The organism is Brevundimonas abyssalis TAR-001 (genome assembly GCF_000466985.1).
Classification (GTDB): domain Bacteria; phylum Pseudomonadota; class Alphaproteobacteria; order Caulobacterales; family Caulobacteraceae; genus Brevundimonas; species Brevundimonas abyssalis.
The window spans coordinates 1-19,874 of the sequence record NZ_BATC01000022.1 but is presented as its reverse complement, the minus strand read 5'-3'; the positions used below and the strand labels follow the sequence as shown (position 1 = coordinate 19,874).

At 69.3% G+C, this 19,874-nt stretch carries 18 protein-coding genes, 3 pseudogenes and 1 riboswitch; of the genes and pseudogenes, 9 read left to right on the top strand and 12 right to left on the bottom strand.

The features are described from left to right. Positions 1 to 243: 243 nt before the first annotated feature. The 5 genes and pseudogenes from MBEBAB_RS18015 to MBEBAB_RS07490 form a co-directional block, all read right to left on the bottom strand. Positions 244 to 690 (bottom strand): annotated as a pseudogene (locus MBEBAB_RS18015) (capsular polysaccharide export protein, LipB/KpsS family); the annotation flags it as partial. Further along, a complete protein-coding gene (locus MBEBAB_RS18010; RefSeq protein WP_021697354.1) occupies positions 687 to 1,379 on the bottom strand; it encodes a capsular polysaccharide export protein, LipB/KpsS family in 693 nt (230 codons plus the stop codon). The gene MBEBAB_RS18010 and the pseudogene MBEBAB_RS18015, both read right to left, overlap by 4 nt. A gap of 38 nt (positions 1,380 to 1,417) precedes the next feature. Further along, positions 1,418 to 2,257: an HpcH/HpaI aldolase/citrate lyase family protein gene (locus tag MBEBAB_RS07500; RefSeq protein ID WP_021697353.1), complete on the bottom strand. Its 840-nt coding sequence runs from the start codon at positions 2,255 to 2,257 to the stop codon at positions 1,418 to 1,420. Between the two features lie 26 nt (positions 2,258 to 2,283). Next, the gene (locus MBEBAB_RS07495; protein ID WP_200865113.1) at positions 2,284 to 2,937 is read right to left on the bottom strand and encodes an SDR family NAD(P)-dependent oxidoreductase; all 654 of its coding nucleotides are present in this window, start codon (positions 2,935 to 2,937) and stop codon (positions 2,284 to 2,286) included. Between the two features lie 259 nt (positions 2,938 to 3,196). Further along, complete coding sequence (locus MBEBAB_RS07490; RefSeq protein WP_021697351.1) at positions 3,197 to 4,276, bottom strand: CaiB/BaiF CoA transferase family protein; 1,080 nt, start codon at positions 4,274 to 4,276, stop codon at positions 3,197 to 3,199. A 95-nt stretch (positions 4,277 to 4,371) separates the two neighbouring features. Between MBEBAB_RS07490 and MBEBAB_RS07485 the strand changes: the two genes are divergently transcribed. Beyond that, on the top strand, positions 4,372 to 5,355 hold the full coding sequence (locus tag MBEBAB_RS07485) for a class 1 fructose-bisphosphatase (protein WP_021697350.1): 984 nt from the start codon (positions 4,372 to 4,374) through the stop codon (positions 5,353 to 5,355). On the opposite strand, the gene MBEBAB_RS07480 is transcribed toward MBEBAB_RS07485, so the two are convergent. The 7 genes from MBEBAB_RS07480 to MBEBAB_RS07455 form a co-directional block, all read right to left on the bottom strand. Continuing rightward, positions 5,346 to 5,774, bottom strand: a complete 429-nt coding sequence (locus tag MBEBAB_RS07480; protein ID WP_045319030.1) for a Na+/H+ antiporter subunit G — start codon at positions 5,772 to 5,774, stop codon at positions 5,346 to 5,348. The two genes, MBEBAB_RS07485 and MBEBAB_RS07480, sit on opposite strands and share 10 nt — an antisense overlap. Before the next feature lie 5 nt (positions 5,775 to 5,779). Beyond that, positions 5,780 to 6,055: a K+/H+ antiporter subunit F gene (locus MBEBAB_RS07475; protein WP_021697348.1), complete on the bottom strand. Its 276-nt coding sequence runs from the start codon at positions 6,053 to 6,055 to the stop codon at positions 5,780 to 5,782. Continuing rightward, a complete protein-coding gene (locus tag MBEBAB_RS07470) occupies positions 6,052 to 6,573 on the bottom strand; it encodes a Na+/H+ antiporter subunit E (protein ID WP_021697347.1) in 522 nt (173 codons plus the stop codon). Before MBEBAB_RS07470 ends, MBEBAB_RS07475 begins: the two co-directional genes overlap by 4 nt. 76 nt (positions 6,574 to 6,649) lie before the next feature. Then, positions 6,650 to 7,267 carry a proton-conducting transporter transmembrane domain-containing protein gene (locus tag MBEBAB_RS18005; RefSeq protein ID WP_277905841.1) on the bottom strand — a complete coding sequence of 206 codons (618 nt, stop codon included), beginning with the start codon at positions 7,265 to 7,267 and terminating at the stop codon, positions 6,650 to 6,652. Next, a complete protein-coding gene (locus tag MBEBAB_RS18000; RefSeq protein WP_021697345.1) occupies positions 7,231 to 8,100 on the bottom strand; it encodes a proton-conducting transporter transmembrane domain-containing protein in 870 nt (289 codons plus the stop codon). The genes MBEBAB_RS18005 and MBEBAB_RS18000 overlap by 37 nt, the downstream gene beginning before the upstream one ends. Positions 8,101 to 8,143: 43 nt before the next feature. Next, positions 8,144 to 8,539 carry a Na+/H+ antiporter subunit C gene (locus MBEBAB_RS07460; protein WP_021697344.1) on the bottom strand — a complete coding sequence of 132 codons (396 nt, stop codon included), beginning with the start codon at positions 8,537 to 8,539 and terminating at the stop codon, positions 8,144 to 8,146. After that, positions 8,536 to 11,394 (bottom strand): monovalent cation/H+ antiporter subunit A, encoded by a 2,859-nt coding sequence (locus MBEBAB_RS07455; RefSeq protein WP_021697343.1) that lies wholly within the window; start codon positions 11,392 to 11,394, stop codon positions 8,536 to 8,538. The genes MBEBAB_RS07460 and MBEBAB_RS07455 overlap by 4 nt, the downstream gene beginning before the upstream one ends. Before the next feature lie 149 nt (positions 11,395 to 11,543). Between MBEBAB_RS07455 and MBEBAB_RS07450 the strand changes: the two genes are divergently transcribed. From MBEBAB_RS07450 to MBEBAB_RS07415, 8 genes and pseudogenes are all read left to right on the top strand, one after another. Then, positions 11,544 to 12,017 carry a low molecular weight protein-tyrosine-phosphatase gene (locus MBEBAB_RS07450; protein ID WP_148291467.1) on the top strand — a complete coding sequence of 158 codons (474 nt, stop codon included), beginning with the start codon at positions 11,544 to 11,546 and terminating at the stop codon, positions 12,015 to 12,017. A 28-nt stretch (positions 12,018 to 12,045) separates the two neighbouring features. Next, positions 12,046 to 13,005, top strand: a complete 960-nt coding sequence (locus MBEBAB_RS07445) for a polysaccharide deacetylase family protein (RefSeq protein WP_021697341.1) — start codon at positions 12,046 to 12,048, stop codon at positions 13,003 to 13,005. Beyond that, a complete protein-coding gene (locus tag MBEBAB_RS07440) occupies positions 13,002 to 13,811 on the top strand; it encodes a formyltransferase family protein (RefSeq protein ID WP_021697340.1) in 810 nt (269 codons plus the stop codon). The genes MBEBAB_RS07445 and MBEBAB_RS07440 overlap by 4 nt, the downstream gene beginning before the upstream one ends. 21 nt (positions 13,812 to 13,832) lie before the next feature. Continuing rightward, positions 13,833 to 13,931: riboswitch (glycine riboswitch) on the top strand. Between the two features lie 176 nt (positions 13,932 to 14,107). Continuing rightward, positions 14,108 to 15,220: a glycine cleavage system aminomethyltransferase GcvT gene (gene gcvT, locus MBEBAB_RS07435; protein ID WP_045319028.1), complete on the top strand. Its 1,113-nt coding sequence runs from the start codon at positions 14,108 to 14,110 to the stop codon at positions 15,218 to 15,220. Positions 15,221 to 15,245: 25 nt separating this feature from the next. Further along, positions 15,246 to 15,611, top strand: coding sequence for a glycine cleavage system protein GcvH (gene gcvH, locus MBEBAB_RS07430; protein ID WP_021697338.1), 366 nt, complete (start codon positions 15,246 to 15,248; stop codon positions 15,609 to 15,611). Positions 15,612 to 15,639: 28 nt separating this feature from the next. After that, a pseudogene (gene gcvPA, locus MBEBAB_RS07425) lies at positions 15,640 to 16,978 on the top strand (aminomethyl-transferring glycine dehydrogenase subunit GcvPA). After that, positions 16,978 to 18,557: pseudogene (gene gcvPB / locus MBEBAB_RS07420) on the top strand (aminomethyl-transferring glycine dehydrogenase subunit GcvPB). The pseudogenes gcvPA and gcvPB overlap by 1 nt, the downstream one beginning before the upstream one ends. A 43-nt stretch (positions 18,558 to 18,600) precedes the next feature. Further along, positions 18,601 to 19,710, top strand: coding sequence for a multidrug effflux MFS transporter (locus MBEBAB_RS07415; RefSeq protein WP_045319025.1), 1,110 nt, complete (start codon positions 18,601 to 18,603; stop codon positions 19,708 to 19,710). Positions 19,711 to 19,874 lie beyond the last annotated feature (164 nt).

Sequence of the window (19,874 nt, the reverse complement as noted above, 5' to 3'; positions counted from 1 at the left end):
CGGCCGGGCAGGGCGCGCAGGTCGTGTTCGGGGAGGAAGGCCGCGAGATTGGGCAGGCGGCGGACGCCGGGCGCGCAGACCCATGCGGGCGCGCGCGTGCTCACTGGACCTGGGCCCGGTCCCAGCCCCCGGCGAAAGCATGGCCATGCGGCGGGCGGTCACGTCCTGCATGGCGGGGTTATGATAGCTGCCGTTGATCTGGGTGCGGTGGAGCACATGCTCGCGGAACCGGACGTAGAGGTCGTGGTCCGGGGTCTGCGGGGCGGTCCAGAAGCGGGACAGGGGCTGCTGGTCCGTCAGGCCCTCGAAGTCGAAGAACGCCTGCCCCAGCACCTTGACCGGCGTGCCGAAGCCCACCGCGGACAAGGCGGCGGTGGAGTTGTTCACCACCATGCCGAGGGATGCCCGGCAGAGGGCGGCCAGATTGCCGCCGTCGATGAAGTCCACGCGCCCCTCGAGGGCGTGGCGCCGCGCCAGCCGCCGCACGACCGCCTGATAGTTCACCAGGCCCGGGTCCAGCGGGTGGTTCTTGACGACCAGACGGGCCTGCGGCGGCGCATGCGTGGCGAAGTCGGCGACCACATGCTCAAGGAAGGCCGTGTTGGTGACGTAGTCGGAGTAGCGCAGCAGGGTCGTGTCGCCCTCGCGCTGGAGGCAGGTGATGAAGAACGGGCCGCGTTCCGCGATCACATCGGTGTCGGTGGCGAGCGGAGAGGCAGGCGCAGTTTCAGGTAGCGCCAGGCGTGGCCCCCGGCTTGAACCAGTGCGTGGCGGGTGTAGGGACGGACGTAGCGGGGGAACAGGACACGACCCGCCACCTGCACGGTGTGATACCGCGCCAGGTTCCACACGTGGTGCGGCAGGATGGTCCCGGCCTCCTGAAAGGGCGGCTCGCGCGGCGCCGGGGCGGGATAGCCGTCGGCGGAGCGGGGCAGGGTCGAGCGAGCGTTGACGCCGTTGCGCTCCATGGTCACCCAGTGGGGGCGGAAGTAGCCGTTCTCGATGACCCAGACGGACGCCTTCAGGCGCTCGGCCTGTTCGATCACGGTCTGGTTGTAGACCCCCGCTTCGCCGAACAGGACCAGATCGGTGTAGGTCTCGGCCAGCCCGGCCAGGGCGTGGGGCCAGGCGTCGCCGCCGCGCCGGAACTTGACCGCATCGCGCGAGCCCCAGTCCAGCAGATCCCCCGCATTGAAGATCATGCGGCGCACCACCGCGCCGTTCGCGCGCAGCACGCAGGCCAGCTTGCGCGAATAGGAGCCGAAGGGCGCCGAGATGATCAGGAAGCGCCGTCCGGCCAGACCGGGAATGGCTTCAGACGGCTCGTCGCTGGCGTCCGGATCGGCTCCGGCGGACGGGGATGGCGAGGCGACTGACAATGAGTTCTGGAGCCTGAGGATAACGAGTCTGTGATGTCTTAGAGTGTTCCGGCGAGATCATGCAAGGCGAGCGTGTCACGGGCGCGGGCCAGATGGAGCCTTTCCACCATGGCGCCGTGGACGCGGATGACGCCTTTCCCGACGTGCGCAGGGTCGTCAAAGGCCGCGACCACGGCCTCGGCCCAGGCGATGTCGTCGGCGGACGGCGCGAAGGCGGCGTTGGCGGGGGCGATCTGACGGGGGTGGATCAGGCTCTTGCCGTCGAAGCCGTAGAGGCGGCCCTGGCGGCATTCGGCCTCGAAGCCGGCGTCGTCGTCCAGGGCGTTGAAGACCCCGTCGATGGGGGACAGGCCGTGGGCCCGGGCGGCGGCGACGGTCAGGCTCATGGCGGTCTTGAGCGGCTCGCGGTCGGGCGAAGGGGCGCTGCGCAGCATGGCGGCCAGATCGTTGACCCCCAGCATCAGGGCGCCCATGCGCGCTGTGGCGGCGATGGCGTCCAGATGGAACAGGGCCTGGGGCGTCTCGATCATGGCCCACAGGGCGGCGCCGTCCGGCAGGCGGGCGGTGAAGGCGGCGGCCTGATCGGCGGTGGAGACCTTGGGGGCGACGATGAAGGCCGGTGACGCGGCGTACAGGGCGGTCAGGTCGGCGTCGCCCCATTCGGTGTCCAGACCGTTGACGCGGACCCCCACCTCGCGGGCCTGAAACCCGCCCTGGCGCAGGGCCGCGACGGCGGCGTCACGGGCGGCGGCCTTGTCGTCCGGGCCGACCGCGTCCTCCAGATCCAGCACCACCACGTCGCAGGGCAGGGTGCGGGCCTTCTCAACCGCGCGGGGGTTGGAGGCGGGCAGGTAGAGGACGCTGCGGCGGGGCGTCATGGCTCAGACCCGGCCGGTGACGGGAATCAGGCGCCGGTGATGGCCCGCGCGGCGGGCGAGGCCAGGAACAGCATGACGGCGGCCAGATCGGCGGTCTTGACCCACTTGTCCGCGTTCGCCTCGCCCATGTCGGCGCGGTTGGCGGGGGTGTCGATGATGGAGGGCAGGACGGCGTTGACGGTGACGGACGTCTCCTTGAGCTCCTCGGCCAGGGATTCGGTCAGACGGTGGACGCCCGCCTTGGAGGCGGCGTAGGCCCCCATGCCTGCGGCGGCCTTTTGCGCCCCCGCCGCGCCCACATTGACGATGCGGCCGTCGGTCGCCTGTTTCAGCATGGGCAGGGCGGCGCGGCTGGCGTTCAGGGCCGTGGTCACGTTCAGGGCGTACATGCGGCCCCAGGCGGCGGGATCGCCGTCCTCGGTGGTCTGCCAGACGAAGCCGCCCGCGATGTTGAGCAGGGCGTCGATGCGGCCGAGCTGTTCGGCGACCGCCTGAATGGCTTGCTGGGCCTGGCCCGGCTCGGTGAGGTCGACGCCGGAGAGGGTCATGTCGGCGCCCTGGGTCTCCTGGCGGGCATGGTCGATGACCGCCACGGTCCAGCCGGCTTCGCCCGCCGCCTTGGCGACCGCGGAACCGAGAGCGCCGTGGCCTCCGGTGATGACGATGACGGGTCGGGACATGGGTGGCTCCTTCAAGGCTGGGCGGGACCATAGGGCGTGGGGTCAGGGGGCTCCACCGCCGGATCGGAGAGTTTCAGAGCCTGGTCGGCAAAAAACAGGGTGCGAATAGTGCGAATAGTCCGAAATCGACGACCGGTGGACGGATATTCGGACTCCGGAACGGGCGAAAAAACAGAGTGCGAATAGTGCGAATTGTCCGAAATCGCCTCAAGCGGTCGGGTCTGCGGAGGCCATTGTACACCGCTCTCAGACAGCGGGATTAAATAGACCCCCCGGACCAGCGCGCCAGCACCGCCTGGCCGTTTTCGCCCGCTTTTGCAGGCGGGCCCTGGATGGCGCCGGGGGTGCGGGAGAAGCGCGGGGCGGGGGCGGGCTGGGTGACGCCGAAGGCTTCGGTGAAGCTTTCGCGGGCGGCCAGATGCGGATGGGCGGGCGCCTCGTCCAGCGACAGGACGGGGGCGAAACAGGCGTCCGTGCCCTCCAGCAGGGCGGTCCAGTGGTCGCGGGGTTGGGTGAGGAACACGGCGGCCAGTTCGGCGGCCTGCTGGTCCATGTCCCCGGCGGGCTGGGGCGTCAGACCCAGACGGGTGCGCAGCTCCAGATAGAAGGCGGGCTCCAGCGGGCCGACGGACACATGGCGCCCATCGGCGCAGGCATAGGTGCGGTAGAAGGGCATGGCGCCGTTCAGCAGGCCCTCGCCCCGCTTCATGCTGGTGAGGCCGTCGTGGGTCAGCCAGCTGAAGACGCCCATCAGGGAGACGGTCCCGTCCACCACCGCCGCGTCGATGACCTGGCCCTTGCCCGAGGTCTGGCGCTCGTGAAGGGCGGCGAGGATTCCCATGGCCAGATACAGGGCGCCGCCGCCGTAGTCGCCCACCAGATTGAGCGGCGGAACCGGATCGCCGCCCTTCGGCCCGATGGCGTCCAGGGCGCCGGTGACGGCGATGTAGTTGATGTCGTGCCCCGCCGCGTGGGCCAGCGGCCCGGTCTGGCCCCAGCCGGTCATGCGGCCGTAGATCAGGCGCGGATTGGCGGCCAGGGCCTCATCGGGGCCCAGACCCAGACGCTCCATGACGCCGGGGCGGAAGCCCTCGACCAGCACATCGGCGGCGGCAATGGCCTGCAGGGCGGCGGCGCGGTCGGCCTCGGCCTTGAGGTCCAGCGCCAGCGACCCTGCCCGGCCGCGCGCGGTGACGTCATGGAGCGCCGCGCCGCCGCCCGGACGATCGATGCGCAGCACCTCGGCGCCCAGGTCCGACAGCAGGGTGGCGCAGAAGGGCGCCGGACCGATGCCGGCGAACTCCACGACGCGCAGACCGTTCAACGGACCCTGACTCATGCCCGATTCCTCCCGTTTCGTTTCGCTACGGATAGCGCAGGTTGCGCCCCACGTCGCGGGATGCGAGATCGCCTTGCAGCATACGGAGACCCCCAATGGCCCAGACCCTCGCCGCCTTCCTGAAAGCCCAATCCGCCCCCGAAAGCCTGAAAGGCCTGATCGCCGGGATCGCCGACGGGTGCGTGCGCATCAGCCATGCGGTGCGTCAGGGGGCGACGGCGGACATGCTGGGCACGGCGGGCGACACCAATGTGCAGGGCGAGGTGCAGAAGACGCTCGATCTGGCCGCCGACGACATCATGATCGACGTGTGCCGCGCCGCGCCGGGCGTGGTGGCGGCGGCCTCCGAGGAACAGGACGGCATCGTGCCGGTGGCCCAGGCGGGACCGCACGAGGGCTGGCTGGTGCTGTTCGATCCGCTGGACGGGTCCAGCAACATCGAGGTGAACGTGTCCATCGGCACCATCTTCTCGGTGCTGCCCGCGCCCATGGTGGAGACGCCGCGCGATCCCGTGGCGGAGGACTTCTTTCAGCCGGGCCGTGACCAGGTCGCGGCGGGCTATGTGGTTTACGGCCCTCAGACCCTGCTGGTGTTCACCCTGGGCGACGGCGCGTTCGGCTTCACGCTGGAGCCGGTCAGCGGCGAATGGGTGCTGACCCACGACCGCATCGCCGTACCGGCCGAGACGAAGGAATTCGCCATCAACGCCTCGAACCAGCGCCACTGGCACGAGCCGGTGCAGCGCTACATCGCCGACTGTCTGGCGGGGACCACGGGGCCGCGCGGCAAGGATTTCAACATGCGCTGGGTGGCGTCCATGGTGGCGGACGTGAACCGCATCATGATGCGCGGCGGGGTGTTCATGTACCCGGCGGACCGCAAGGACCCGTCCAAGCCGGGCCGCCTGCGCCTGATGTACGAGGCGGCGCCCATGGCCATGGTGATGGAGCAGGCGGGCGGCGCGGCCAGCGACGGGACCAAGGCCCTGCTGGACGTGGTCCCCGACGCCCTGCACCAGCGCGTGCCGGTGATGCTGGGGTCGAAGGCCGAGATCGAGACCTTGCTGACCTACGGCTGATCGACCGGGCTGACGACCTTCTGATCCAGGGTCGCGCTGTCGTCGAAGGTCGCCCAGCCCTTGCCGCCAGACGGCTGGGGCAGGCCCTCTCGGATGTCGTCGGCAGGGTTGGGGTCGATGTTGCGGCCCTGACGGTGCAGGTGCGACTTGGCGATCATGTTGGCGGTGATCGGCGCGGTCAGAAACAGGAACAGGGCGATCAGCAACTCGTGGGCCGAATAGGTCCCCTCCATGGCCGGGAAGAAGATCATGGAGGCGATCAGACAGGCGCCGACGCCCAGGGTGGTGGCCTTGGTCGGGCCGTGCAGGCGCGTCATCAGCGACGGCAGCCGCGCCAGGCCCCAGGAGCCGACCAGCAGGAAGCCGCCGCCGACGACCAGCAGCAGGACGATGACATATTCGACGATGATCTCGAGCATGGGGGTCATTCCACGATGTCGCCGCGCAGGAGGAATTTGGAATAGGCCACGGTGCCGAGGAAGCCGACCATGGCCAGCAGCAGGGCCGCCTCGAAATAGTCGGCGGTGCGCTCCCACAGGCCGAACAGCACCACCATGGCGATGATGTTGATGGTCAGGGTGTCCAGCGCCAGGATTCGGTCGCCGCTGGTGGGCCCGCGCAGCAGACGGAACAGGTTCAGAAGCATGCCCAGGGCGACGCAGCCGATGGCGAAGCCCAGCGCGTATCCGATCGGGCTCATGGGAAGATCCTCAGCAGGCGGGCCTCATAGCGGGACTTGATGCGGGCGATCTCGGCGTCGGGGTTGTCCGTATCCAGGATGTGCACCAGCAGGGCCCGGCCGTCGGCGGAGATGTCGGTGGAGACGGTGCCGGGCGTCAAGCTGATGGTGGCGGCCAGGGCCGTAATGGCCTCGGGCGAGCGCAGGTCCGTGGGGATGACCAGCCAGCTCGAGCGCAGGTCCCGGTTGCGGCGGAACAGGATGATCCAGGCCACCTGGAAATTGGCGATCACGATGTCCCACAGCACGATCGTCACATAGCCCCACAGGGGCGGGCCGAAACGCATGCGCGGATTGCCGGGCCAGAACCGGCTGGTGATCAGGGGAATGATGACGGCGAAGATGACCGCCAGCAGCAGGCCGCCCCAGCTGAGGTCGTTCAGCAGCAGCATCCACACCACCACCAGCATGGCCGAGAGAGCGGGGTGGGGCAGGATGCGCTGGATCAGGGAAGGGCGCTGGACCGGAAGCTCGCTCACGACACACCTCCCAGGACGGTGTTGATGTAGGCGTCGCGCTCGAACAGCTGGGCGGCGGTGGCGTCGGTGTAGGCGGTCAGCGGTCCGGCGAAGACGGTCGCCATGGCCAGCAGGGCGATGAAGCCCGCCGCCATGGCGAGGGCCGGGCCGCCGCCGTGGACGCGGCCGGCGTGGCAGTCCCCCTCGACGGCGGCGCTCTTCCAGAAGAGCCGGCTGCCGGCGCGGGCGAAGCGAGGATGCCGATGACCGTGGTGATCAGGATGACGGCCCAGATCCAGTAGCCGCCCGCCGCGTCACGCACCCCGTCCAGGATCAACAGCTTGCCGATGAAGCCCGACAGGGGCGGCAGGCCGACCATGGCGATGGCGGCGAGGAAGAACAGGGCCGAGAGTTTCTCCACGTCCTGGAACCGGGGGCCCACATTGATGGCGTCGCCGTACTCGCCCCGGCGCACCGCGATCAGGTCCACCACCAGGAACAGGGCCGCGGCCGCCAGGGTGGAGTGGACGGTGTAGTAGAGCGCCGCCGACATGGCGTCCGGCTGGAACACCGCCACGGCGGCCAGCAGGGTGCCCATGGACCCCACCACGGCGAAGGCGGCCAGGTCGCGCAGCCCCTTCGCCGCCAGCACCCCGAAGAAGCCGAGCGCAATGGTGATCAGGGCGGCGGGCAGCATCCAGTCGGCGGGCGCCATGCGGAGGCCTGGGCGTCGTCGCCGAAGATCAGGGTGGTGACCCGGATGATGGAATAGGCGCCCACCTTGGTCATGATGGCGAACAGGGCGGCTACGGCGCCGGAGGTGGAGGCGTAGGTGCGCGGCAGCCAGAAGTGCAGCGGGACCAGCGCGGCCTTGAGGGCGAAGACGGTGATCAGCAGCAGGGACGCCGCCTTGATCAGGGCCTGATCCCCCTCGGGCGCGGCGGCCACGCGAAGGGCCATGTCGGCCATGTTGAGGGTGCCGGTGACGCCGTAGAGCATCCCCACCGCCACCAGAAACAGGGTCGAGCCCGCCAGGTTGATGATGACGTACTGCACGCCCGCCTTGAGGCGCGCGGCGCCCTGGCCGTGCAGCATCAGGCCGTAGGAGGCCAGGAGCATCACCTCGAAGAAGACGAACAGGTTGAACAGGTCGCCGGTCAGGAAGGCGCCGTTCAGGCCCAGCAGCTGGAACTGGAACAGGGGATGGAAATGCCAGCCCTTGCGGTCCAGTCCCGTGGCGATGGCGTAGATCAGCACCCCCAGCGCCACCACCGAGGTCAGCAGCACCATCATGGCCGACAGCCGGTCCAGCACCAGCACGATGCCGAACGGCGCGGACCAGTCGCCCATGGCGTAGACCTCGACCGCGCCGGTGGCGGTGTGGCCGAGCATGACGGCGCTGATGGCCACCAGGGCCACGCAGACCCCCAGGGTGGTGACCCGCGACAGGGTCAGCTTGTGACGCATGACCAGCAGGATCAGGGCCGCGGCGAGGGCGGGAATGATGACGGGCGCGACGACCCAGGGCGCGATGGCGGAGGCGGTCATGCTCGAGTTCCCCTACCGCCCTTCGGGCTACTTGAGGGGGTGGTCACCCCCTTGCCGCTGTCGGGTGTGATGGAATCGGCGTCGACGCGTCCTCCACCGGACGGCCGGCGTCCGGCAGACCGTCCACCTGATCGGTGCCGGTCTCCAGATAGGCCCGCAGGGCCAGCACCACCACGAAGGCGGTCATGCCGAAGGCGATGACGATGGCGGTCAGGACCAGGGCCTGGGGCAGGGGGTCGGTGTAAGCGGCCGCGGCCTTGTCGTAGATGGGCGGCTGATCCACCACCACGCGGCCCATGGAGAACAGGAACACATTGATGGCGTAGGACAGGAACGCCAGACCCAGAACCACCGGGAAGGTGCGGCGGCGCAGCAGCAGATAGATGCCCGCCGCCGTCATGACGCCGATGGCGGTGGCGATGAGGAACTCGAGGCTCATGACTTCACCTCCGTGGACGACGGCTCACGGGAGGGATTGATGTCCATGGCGTGCTCTGTGGGCTCCAGCTTCTCGGCGCGCTGGGCCACGCGGGACAGCTGGGCCAGGGCCAGCATGACCGCGCCCACCACCGTCAGGGCCACACCCACGTCGAACAGCATGGCGGTGGCCAGCTCGAACTCGCCCACCACCGGCAGGGAGAAATAGTCGAAGGCGCTGGTCAGGAACGGCGCGCCGAACAACATCGATCCGACCCCGGTCAGGCCCGCGATGAGCACGCCCCAGGCGATCAGATTGTGGTGGTCGGCCCGCAGGCGGGCGTCGGCCCAGCCCCAACCCGAGGCCATGAACTGCATCAGCAGGGCGATGGAGAACACCAGTCCGGCGATGAAGCCGCCGCCGGGCTCGTTGTGGCCGCGCAGGAAGATGTAGAGGCCGGCCATCAGGGCCAGCGGCAGCAGCAGGCGGGTGGCCACCACCAGCATCATGGGGTGGCGCTCGGGCGAGCGGATCAGGTCCGGCGTCCAGTTGGCCAGACGGCGGCCCGCCTCGCCCCGGTCGGCGGTGTCCAGCAGGGCGAAGATGGCCAGGGCGGCGATGCCCAGGACGATGATCTCGCCGAAGGTGTCGAAGCCGCGGAAGTCCACCAGGATGACGTTGACCACATTGGTGCCGCCGCCGCCGGAGTAGCTGTTCTCCCAGTGGAAGCGGGAGATGGACTGCATGCCGTCGCGGGTCATCACCGCCCAGGCCGCCGCGCCGACGCCGAGACCGCCGGTGACCGCCAGCAGGCCGTCACGCAGCTTGCGCGGGACCGAGCTTTCGGAGGGCGAGGTCTTGGGCAGCAGGTTCAGGGCCAGCAGCAGCAGCAGGATCGTCACCACCTCGACCGAGATCTGGGTCAGGGCCAGGTCGGGGGCGGACAGATAGGCGAAGGTCAGGGCGATGGTGGAGCCGACCACGCTGATGAAGATCAGGGACAGGAACCGGGCCCGGTGGGCGACCACCACGGCGACGGTGGCGGCGATCAGCACCAGCCAGGCGACCACGGCGACGGGGGTGGCGGCGATGACCTCGCGCGTGCCCTCGCTGTGGTCGGCGGTGAAGAAGCCGGCCAGGCCCACCACGACGGCGGTTCCCACGAAGAAGGCCAGGTAACGCTGCAGGGACTCGTTATGGACCTTGAGGGTCAGGCGGCGGCTGGCGGCGGCCAGGGTCTCGACGAAGGCGTCGAACAGGCCCTTGGCCTCGGGCACGCCGACGCGCGCCCAGATCGCCTCCAGAGTGCGATGACGCCAGAGGAGAAAGGCGCCCACGGCCACGGCGAAGATGCTCATGAACAGGGCCGGGGTGACGCCGTGCCACAGGCTGAGCGAATAGTAGGGCAGGTCGGCGCCGATCACGGCCCCGGCCGTGGCCGCGACAATGGGGCCGGCGAACAGGGCGGGCATCAGGCCGATCAGGACCACCAGCGCCGTCAGGACCGCGGGCGGCCCCCACAGGCCGATGCCCGGATCGTGCGGCTTTTTCGGATAGTCGTCGCGCTTCGGCCCGAAATAGACATGGATGACGTAGCGCAGCGAATAGGCCACCGACAGGGTCGCGCCCAGGGTCGCCAGCACCGGGAACACCCACGGCTGACCCAGCCAGACGGTGTGGGAGGCTTCCTCCAGCATCATCTCCTTGGAGATGAAGCCGTTCAGCGGCGGGATGCCGGCCATGGACAGGCCCGCGATCAGGGCCAGGGTCCCGGCGATGGGCATGAGGCTGAACAGCCCGCCCAGCCGCTTGAGGTCGCGGGTCCCGGCCTCGTGATCGACGATGCCCGCGTTCATGAACAGGGCGGCCTTGAAGGTGGCGTGGTTGATGATGTGGAACACGCCCACCACCGCCGCGATGGGGGTGCCCAGGCCGAACAGCATGGTCAGGAAGCCCAGATGGCTGACTGTGGAATAGGCCAAGAGGCCCTTCAGGTCGTCCTTGAACAGGGCGATACAGGCGGCGACCACCATGGTGACGAGGCCGGTGGTGGCGACGATCAGGAACCAGGCGTCGGTGCCTGCCAGCACCGGCCACAGGCGGGCCAGCATGAAGACGCCTGCCTTCACCATGGTGGCGGAGTGCAGATAGGCGCTGACCGGCGTGGGCGCGGCCATGGCGTGGGGCAGCCAGAAGTGGAACGGGAACTGGGCCGACTTGGTGAAACAGCCGCCGAGGATCAGGATCAGGGCGGGCAGATACAGCGGCGAGGCCTGGATCGCCTCGCGGTTCTCCAGGATCACGGTCAGGTCGTAGGACCCGGCGATGCTGCCCAGGATCATCAGGCCGCCGATCAGGCTGAGCCCGCCCGCGCCGGTGATGGCCAGGGCCATGCGCGCGCCCTGCCGCCCTTCGGGCAGGTGGCGCCAGAAGCCGATCAGCAGGAACGACGACAGGCTGGTCAGCTCCCAGAAGATCAGCAGAAGCAGGATGTTGTCGGACAGGACGATACCCAGCATCGCGCCCTGGAACAGCAGCAGATAGGTGAAGAACCGCCCCATGGGGTCGGCCTTGGACAGATAGAAGCGGGCGTAGACGATGATCAGAAGGCCGATGCCCAGGATCATCCCGGCGAACATCAGCCCCAGCGGATCGAGGAAGAAATTGGCGTTGAGGCCGAGGGACGGGACCCAGTCGATGCGCGCCTGGATCACCTCGCCCGCCATGACCGCCGGGGCCATGGTCGCCAGGATGATGATGGCGGTCAGGGTCACCAGCCCGGCCGCCAGGGCGCAGGCGTCGCGGCCCGCCCGGATCGCCAGGGCGGGCGCCAGGGCGCCGATCAGCGGCAGGACGGCCAGGAAGGCAAGCAGCAAGGCGGTTCCTCGGTGTGGGCCGGAACAACGATCACAACGTTCCCGAAGGCGGTTTGCTAGCGGGTAATGCCGCTGGTTAGAAGACCCGGACGTCCGATTTCGGCGCGGGGCCACCGGCTCGCGCGCGTTATGAATAAAGAGTGGTCCAGATGCCGAAAATCGCCGTCCTGTTCGTCTGTCTGGGCAACATCTGTCGATCGCCGCTGGCCGAGGCGGCGTTCCGGCTGGAGGCGGAGCGGCTGGGGCTGGCGGTCGCGGTCGATTCGGCGGGCACGGGCGGCTGGCATCAGGGGGAGCCGCCGGACCAGCGGGCCCAGGCGGCGGCGCGGCGCAACGGCGTCGACATCGGCGGCTATCGCGCCCGTCAGGTGAAGGCGGAGGACTTCGTCCGCTTCACCCACATCGTGGCCATGGACGCCGACAATCTGGCCAATCTCGAGCGGTTGAAGCCGTCCGGGGCGCAGGCCGAACTCAGCCTGATGCTGGCGCACGCCGGCCGGGCGGGCGCGCCGGTGGAGGACCCGTATTACGGCGGGGATGACGGGTTCGACGTGACCTGGGCCGACGTCAGCGCGGCGGCGCGCGGGCTGGCGGAACGACTGGCGGGGTCCGGCAAGACATAAGCAGGATTTGGCGGGCAGGCTGGGCCCCATGATTCGTTCAGCCGCCCGACAGGACGCCGCGCCGCCGCACGGGGTGATGTTTCATCACTTCAGGGGCGAGGGCCACGCCGACGGCCAGGGCGCCATCACCGGCCAGCAACTGGCCGACATGCTGGACTGGCTGGGCCCCGACCGGTTCCTGAGCCCGCAGGACTGGACCGAGCGGGCGCTGGCGGGGCGGCTGGGGCCGGACGATCTGTGCCTGACCTTCGACGACGCCCTGCTGTGCCAGTCCGAGATCGCCGCCCCGGTGCTGAAGGCCTACGGCCTGACCGGGTTCTGGTTCGTCTATTCCTCGGTGCTGGAGGGGCGGTCCGAGCGGCTGGAGCTGTACCGTCATTTCCGCAGCACCCGCTTCGGCGACGTCGATGAATTCTACGCGGCGTTTCAGGCCCGTCTGGAGCGGTCTGACCATGGCGCGGAGGCCCGCGCGGCGCTGAGCGATTTCCAGGCGGAGCGCTATCTGGCGCAGTTCGACTTCTACACCGACGCCGACCGGCGGTTCCGCTTCCTGCGCGATCGGGTGCTGGGACCGGCGCGCTACGAAGCGCTGATGGACGCGTTGATGGACGAGGACGACGGCTTCGATCTGGAGCAGGCGGCGGCGCGGCTGTGGATGACGGAAGACCATCTGCTGGACCTGCGCGATCAGGGCCACGTCATCGGCCTGCATTCCTACAGCCATCCCACCGATCTGGCGGCGCTGGACGAGGCGAGGCAGCGGGACGAATATCGGCGCAACCACGCCCACCTGACCGGCCTGCTGGGCGCCGCGCCGACGGTCATGAGCCATCCCTGCAACGCCTATGACGCGCGGACCCTGAAAGTGCTGGGCGAACTGGGAATCGTAATGGGCTTTCGGTCCAACCTGCATGACTGTGGCGGCGGGCCGCTGGAACTGCCGCGCGAGGACCATGGGCGCATCGCCAGACAGATGGGGCTGCTGTGAAGATCACCCTTTTTACGTCGAACAGTCCTCGGCACCTGTCGCTGGCCGAGGGTCTTTCCGCCATCGCCGACGAGGTGTTCGTGGTCCACGAATGCGTCACCGCCTTCCCGGGGCAGGTGGAGGACTTCTTCCGCCGCAGCGAGGTCATGCAGCGCTATTTCGGCCGCGTGGTCGAGGCCGAGCAGACCGTATTCGGTCAGGCGCGGTTTCTGCCCGACAATGTGCGGCAGCTGCCGCTGCGCATGGGCGATCTGTCGCTGATGCCCATGGAGCGGCTGGGCGCGGCGCTGGAGTCCGACCTCTTCGTGGTGTTCGGGGCCAGCTATATCCGCGGGCCGCTGATCGACCATCTGGTGAGCCGGGACGCCCTGAACATCCACATGGGCCTGTCGCCCTGGTACCGGGGCAGCTCGTGCAATTTCTGGGCGCTGAACGACGGCCGTCCGGATCTGGTGGGGGCGACCATCCACCGGCTGAGCCGGGGCCTGGACAGCGGCGACATGCTGTATCACGCCCGGCCGCCCATCGAGGCGGTGGACCCGTTCGTGTTCGGCATGAAGGCGGTCAAGGCGGCCCACGACAGTCTGATCGAACGCATCGCCTCGGGCGAGATCGCGGCCATGGCGCCGGTGGTTCAGGATCGGGGGCAGGAGTTGCGCTACACCCGCAACCGCGACTTCGACGATGCGGCGGCCGAGGCCTATCTGGCCGCCGCCCCGACGCCCGAGGGGCTGAAGCGGGCGCTGGAGACGGCGCCGGCCATGCCGTTTCTGCGTCTGCACCAACCGGCGCCGCTTGACTCCTAGGGGTTCCGCGCACAGGGAAGAGTGGCTCTCGCGGGAGAGATCGAGGTCCTGATTCCGGGCTTCGGAGCCGAAGGCGCAACCGCCCCGGAAACGCTCAGGCAAAAGGACCGCGACGGCTCAGGAACGCTGGAAAGCAGCCTTCGGGCTCGCCGACGGAGCAAGTCTTGTCATCCCGGACGGTGCGGAGCGCCGAGCCGGGACGGGACGGAATCTCTCAGGCTTCAGGACAGCGGGGGCGCGTGACGGGCGAAGCTTCGCCCGGTGCGCCGCCGACCCACCCCAGCCGGAGCGTGCCCATGAGCGACCAGACCCTGAAGACCACGCCTCTCAACGCCGCGCATCGGGCGCTGGGCGCGCGCATGGTGCCGTTCGCGGGCTATGACATGCCGGTCCAGTACGAGGGTGTGCTGGCCGAGCACCGCTGGACCCGCGAGCACGCCGGCCTGTTCGACGTGTCGCACATGGGTCAGGCCAAGCTGACCGGCGCCGACGCCGTGGCGCAGTTCGAGCGCTTCGTGCCCGGCGACTACGGGATCCTGAAGGCGGGCCGCCAGAAATACTCCCTGCTGCTGAACGACCAGGGCGGGATCATGGACGACCTGATGGCGGGCAAGCCCGACCACGACGGCCTGTTCATCGTCGTCAACGCCGCCTGCAAGGACGCCGATTTCGCCCACATCGAGGCGGGGCTTCAAGGCGATGCGAAACTGACCCGGCTGGACCGCGCCCTGCTGGCCATTCAGGGGCCCGAGGCCGCCGAGGTCATGGCGGCGTATGAGCCGGTGCTGGCCGATTTCGGCTTCATGGACTGTGCGCGGCTGATGCTGTTCGGCGCCGACTGTTTCGTGTCGCGCTCGGGCTACACCGGCGAGGACGGTTACGAGATTTCGGTCCCGGCGGATCAGGCCGAGCGCATCTGGAACACCATTCTGGAGGACGCGCGGGTCAAGCCCATCGGCCTGGGCGCGCGGGACTCGCTGCGGCTGGAGGCGGGCTTGCCGCTGTACGGCCACGACGCCGACGAGACCACCAGCCCGGTGGAGGCGGCCCTGGCCTTCGCCCTGTCGAAGTCGCGCAAGGAGCGCGCCGACTTCCCCGGCGCCGACCGCATCCTGAAGGAGCTGGACGGCAGCCTGTCGCGGGTCCGCGTCGGCCTGCACGTCAAGGAAGGCGCCCCGGCCCGGGAAGGCGCGGAGATCGCCGACGCGGACGGCAAGGTCATCGGCAAGGTGACCTCGGGCGGGCCGTCGCCGTCGCTGGGGAAGAACATCGCCATGGGCTATGTGTCGCCCCAGTTCTCCGAGATCGGAACGGTGCTGACCGTCATCGTGCGCGGAAAGCCGCTGGCCGCCGAGGTGGTCGCCACGCCGTTCGTCGCCAACCGCTATTATCGCAAACCCAAGTCCTGAACTCAGGCCCGCAAGGAACCAGCCAATGCGTTACACCAAGGAACATGAGTGGGTCCGTCTGGACGGCGACGTGGCCACTGTCGGCATCTCGAAGCACGCCGCCGATGCGCTGGGCGACGTGGTGTTCGTCGAGACCCCGGAAGTGGGCAAGACCGTGAAGGCGGGCGACAGCTTCGCCGTGGTCGAGAGCGTCAAGGCGGCCTCGGACGTCTATGCCCCCGTCGCCGGCGAGGTGGTCGAGGCCAACGCCGTCCTCGCCTCGGCCCCCGAGACGGTCAACGCCGACCCCCAGGGCGACGGCTGGTTCGCACGCATCAAGGTGGCCGACGCCTCGGCGCTGGACGCCCTGATGGATCAGGCGGCCTACGACCAGTACCTGACCACGCTCTAAAGCCCCTTTCAGCACGGACCTCCCCGCCATGCGCTACCTCCCCCTGACGCCCGACGACCGCGCGGCCATGCTGGCCGCCATCGGAGCGAAATCCGTGGATGATCTGTTCGTGGACGTGCCCCAGGCGGCGCGGCGCGACGGCTTCGTGGACCTGCCCCGCGTGATGGGGGAGCTCGAGGTCGAGCGCAGCCTCAAGCGCATGGCCGGCAAGAACACCGTGGCGGGGGACGCGCCGTTCTTCTGCGGGGCAGGGGCCTATCGCCACCATGTGCCGGCGACGGTGGACCACATCATCCAGCGGTCCGAGTTCCTGACCAGCTACACGCCCTACCAGCCGGAAATCGCCCAGGGCACGCTGCAGTACCTGTACGAGTTCCAGACCCAGGTGGCGAACCTGACCGGCATGGGCGTGGCCAACGCCTCGCTCTATGACGCTCCACCGCCATGGCCGAGGGCGTGCTGATGGCCACCCGGGTGACGCGCCGGAACAAGGCGGTGATCTCCGGCGGGGTGCATCCCCATTATGTGTCGGCCACCGAGACGGTGGTCCACGCGGTGGGGGTCGAGACCCAGGCGCTGGACCCGGCCATCGACGCCGAGGACGCGGTGATTGCGGCCATCGACGCCGACACCGCCTGCGTGGTGGTGCAGACGCCGAACGTGTTCGGCACGGCCACGGACGTGACGAAAATCGCCGAGGCGGCCCAGGCCGCGGGCGCCTGCTGATCGTGGTGGTCACCGAAGCGGTGTCCATGGGCCTGCTGAAGTCGCCGGGCGAGATGGGCGCGGACATCGTGGCGGCCGAGGGCCAGTCCATCGGCAATGCCCTGAACTTCGGCGGGCCCTACATCGGGCTGTTCGCCACCCGCGACAAGCTGGTGCGCCAGATGCCCGGCCGCCTGTGCGGCGAGACGGCGGACGCGGAGGGGCGGCGCGGCTTCGTCCTGACCCTGTCCACCCGCGAGCAGCACATCCGCCGCGACAAGGCGACGTCGAACATCTGCACCAACTCCGGCCTGTGCTCGCTGGCCTTCACCATCCACATGAGCCTGCTGGGCGAGACCGGCCTGCGCCGCATGGCCCTGCTGAACCATGAAAAGGCGCTGGCGACCCGCGATGCGGTGTCGTCGGTGCCGGGCGTGGAGATTCTGACCCCGCGCTTCTTCAACGAGTTCGCGGTGAAGCTGCCGAAGAACGCCGTCGAGGTGGTGGAGCAGCTGGCCGAACGCGGCGTGCTGGCGGGCGTGCCCTATGGCCGCCTGAACCCCGGCGCCGGGTTCGACGACGTGCTGCTGATCGCGGCCACCGAGACCACCACGGACGACGACATCCAATCCCTGAAGACCGCCCTGGCGGAGGTTCTGTGATGAGCACCATGAACACGGTGGGACGCCCCACCACGCCGAACACGGTCGAGACCAAGCCCGACACCCTGACGGGCGGACGCGGCCTGCTGCAGGACGAGGCGCTGATCTTCGAGGGCGAGGGCTGGGGCAAGACCGGCGTCGACCTGCCGGAGCCCAAGACCGACGGCGGCGATCTGGGCGGTCTGGTGCGGGCCGATCCCATCGGCCTGCCGGGGCTGAGCGAGCCCGAGGCCATGCGCCACTATGTGCGGCTGAGCCAGAAGAACCACGCCATTGACCTGGCCATCTATCCGCTGGGCTCGTGCACCATGAAGCACAACCCGCGCCTGAACGAGAAGATGGCGCGCCTGCCGGGCTTCTCGGACATCCACCCGCTGCAGCCGCAGTCGACGGTGCAGGGCGCGCTGGAGCTGATGGACTCCCTGTCGCACTGGCTGACCACCCTGACCGGCATGCCTGCCGTCGCGCTGTCGCCCAAGGCGGGCGCCCACGGCGAGTTGTGCGGCCTGATGGCCATTCGCGCGGCGCACCGGGCGGCGGGTCACGGCCTGCGCTCGGACAAGCCCCGCAACAAGGTGCTGGTGCCCACCAGCGCCCACGGCACCAATCCCGCCACCGCGGCCTTCGTCGGCTATCAGGTGGTGGAGATCGCCCAGACCGACGACGGGCGCGTGGATCTGGCCGACCTCGAGGCCAAGCTGGGCGACGACGTGGCCGCCATCATGGTCACCAATCCCAACACCTGCGGCCTGTTCGAGCGGGACATTCTCGAGATCAGCCGCCTGACCCACGAGGCGGGGGCGTATTTCTACTGCGACGGCGCCAATTTCAACGCCATCGTCGGCCGGGTGCGGCCGGGCGATCTGGGCGTCGACGCCATGCACATCAACCTGCACAAGACCTTCTCCACGCCCCACGGCGGCGGCGGGCCGGGCGCGGGTCCGGTGGTGCTGTCCGAGGCGCTGGCCCCGTTCGCCCCGGCCCCCTGGGTGGTCGGCGGCAAGGACGGCTTCAAGCTGGTGGAGTTCGCCGAGGACGAGGCCGAACAGGCGTTCGGCCGGCTGTGCGCCTTCCAGGGCCAGATGGGCATGTATGTGCGCGCGCTCAGCTACATGATGAGCCACGGCTCGGACGGCCTGCGTCAGGTGGCCGAGGACGCGGTGCTGAACGCCAACTACATCAAGGCCCGGCTGTCGGACCTGATGAGCGCCGCCTTCCCCGAGGGGCCGTGCATGCACGAGGCCCTGTTCGACGATGAGTGGCTGAAGGGCACGGACATCACCACCCTCGACTTCGCCAAGGCGATGATCGACGAGGGCTTCCACCCCATGACCATGTACTTCCCGCTGGTGGTGCACGGGGCGATGCTGATCGAGCCGACCGAGACGGAGTCCAAGGCCGAGCTGGACCGCTTCATCGAGGCCATGCGCGCGCTGGCGACGGCGGCCAAGGCCGGCGACGTGGACCGCTTCAAGGCGCCCCGTTCCACGCCCCCATGCGGCGTCTGGACGAAACCCGCGCGGCCCGCCAGCCGGTCCTGCGCTGGACCGCGCCGGAGGGCAGCAACCGGGCGGCGTGATTCTTTCGGCGGCGGACTAGCGCCGCCGTTATTGCGCGCCGATATGGAGCCGATGTCCGCTCCTGCCTCCGCTTCGTCCGCCCCGCCGCATCCCGGTCTGGGGTTCAGGGCCTTTGTCGTCACCATCGCGACCCTGATGGCCCTGAACGCTCTGGCCATCGACGCCATGCTGCCGGCCCTGCCGCAGATCGGGGCGGACCTGGGCGTGCTGGCGGACAATGACCGCCAGTGGGTGGTGACGGCCTATCTGCTGGGCTTCGGCGGGGCGCAGATCGTCTATGGGCCGCTGGCGGACCGGTTCGGACGCAAGCCGCTGCTGCTGATCGGGCTGGGGATCTACACCCTGTTCGGCCTGATCGCGGCCCTGGCGCCCACCTTCGACACCCTGCTGATCGCGCGGGCCCTGCAGGGCGTGGGCGCGGCGGCGCTGCGGGTGCTGGCGGTGTCCATCGTCCGCGACTGCTATTCGGGCCGGACCATGGCGCGGGTCATGTCGCTGGCCTTCATCGTCTTCCTCGGCGTGCCGATCATCGCCCCGAGCGTCGGCCAGCTGGTGCTCTTCTTCGCCGAGTGGCGGGCCATCTTCCTGGTGCTGGGCGCGGCGGGGGCGGCGGGGCTGGTCTGGTGCTTCCTCAAGCTGCCCGAGACCCTGCATCCCGAGTATCGCCTGCCCATCCAGTTCAGCCGCATCGCGGCGGGTTTCCGCGAGAGCCTGACCCATCGCCAGGCGGTAGGCTACATGCTGGGCATGATGATGATCACCGGCGCCCTGTTCGGCTTCATCAACTCGGCCCAGCAGATCTTCGCCGACACCTTCGGCCGGCCCAATGTCTTCCCCATCGCCTTCGCGGGCATCGCGGGCGCCATCGCCGTGGCCTCGATCCTGAACGCGCGGCTGGTGGAGCGCATGGGCATGCGGTTCCTGTCGCACCTGGCCCTGTTCGGCTTCACGGGCATGGCGGCGCTGCACGTGCTGGTGTCCGCCTTGGGCCACGAGACCCTGTGGACCTTCATCGCCCTGCAGGCCGCCACCATGCTGTTCTTCGGCCTGGTGCCGGGCAATTTCGGGGCCCTGGCCATGCAGCCGCTGGGCCACATCGCGGGCACGGCGTCCTCGGTGCAGGGGCTGATCACCACCGTGGGCGGGGCCTGATCGGGTTCTTCATCGGCCAGCAGTACGACGGCTCGACCCTGCCCCTGTCGGTGGGCTTCGTGGTCTGCGGCCTGGGGGCGCTGGCCTTCGTGCTGTGGGCCGAGAAGGGCCGGCTGTTCCGCCGCCATGACACGGCCTGATCCCGTTTTCCGCTCATCCCCGCG

Bases quoted from the DNA above. Each gene is read 5' to 3' on its own strand.
- MBEBAB_RS07500 (WP_021697353.1), bottom strand. From the start codon at position 2,257: ATGACGCCCCGCCGCAGCGTCCTCTACCTGCCCGCCTCCAACCCCCGC.
- MBEBAB_RS07460 (WP_021697344.1), bottom strand. From the start codon at position 8,539: ATGAGCCTCGAGTTCCTCATCGCCACCGCCATCGGCGTCATGACGGCG.
- MBEBAB_RS07480 (WP_045319030.1), bottom strand. From the start codon at position 5,774: ATGCTCGAGATCATCGTCGAATATGTCATCGTCCTGCTGCTGGTCGTC.
- MBEBAB_RS07495 (WP_200865113.1), bottom strand. From the start codon at position 2,937: ATGTCCCGACCCGTCATCGTCATCACCGGAGGCCACGGCGCTCTCGGT.
- MBEBAB_RS07450 (WP_148291467.1), top strand. From the start codon at position 11,544: ATGCCGAAAATCGCCGTCCTGTTCGTCTGTCTGGGCAACATCTGTCGA.
- MBEBAB_RS07475 (WP_021697348.1), bottom strand. From the start codon at position 6,055: ATGAGCCCGATCGGATACGCGCTGGGCTTCGCCATCGGCTGCGTCGCC.
- MBEBAB_RS18005 (WP_277905841.1), bottom strand. From the start codon at position 7,267: ATGGCGCCCGCCGACTGGATGCTGCCCGCCGCCCTGATCACCATTGCG.
- MBEBAB_RS07490 (WP_021697351.1), bottom strand. From the start codon at position 4,276: ATGAGTCAGGGTCCGTTGAACGGTCTGCGCGTCGTGGAGTTCGCCGGC.
- MBEBAB_RS18000 (WP_021697345.1), bottom strand. From the start codon at position 8,100: ATGACCGCCTCCGCCATCGCGCCCTGGGTCGTCGCGCCCGTCATCATT.
- gcvH (WP_021697338.1), top strand. From the start codon at position 15,246: ATGCGTTACACCAAGGAACATGAGTGGGTCCGTCTGGACGGCGACGTG.
- MBEBAB_RS07485 (WP_021697350.1), top strand. From the start codon at position 4,372: ATGGCCCAGACCCTCGCCGCCTTCCTGAAAGCCCAATCCGCCCCCGAA.
- MBEBAB_RS07415 (WP_045319025.1), top strand. From the start codon at position 18,601: ATGGAGCCGATGTCCGCTCCTGCCTCCGCTTCGTCCGCCCCGCCGCAT.
- MBEBAB_RS07445 (WP_021697341.1), top strand. From the start codon at position 12,046: ATGATTCGTTCAGCCGCCCGACAGGACGCCGCGCCGCCGCACGGGGTG.
- gcvT (WP_045319028.1), top strand. From the start codon at position 14,108: ATGAGCGACCAGACCCTGAAGACCACGCCTCTCAACGCCGCGCATCGG.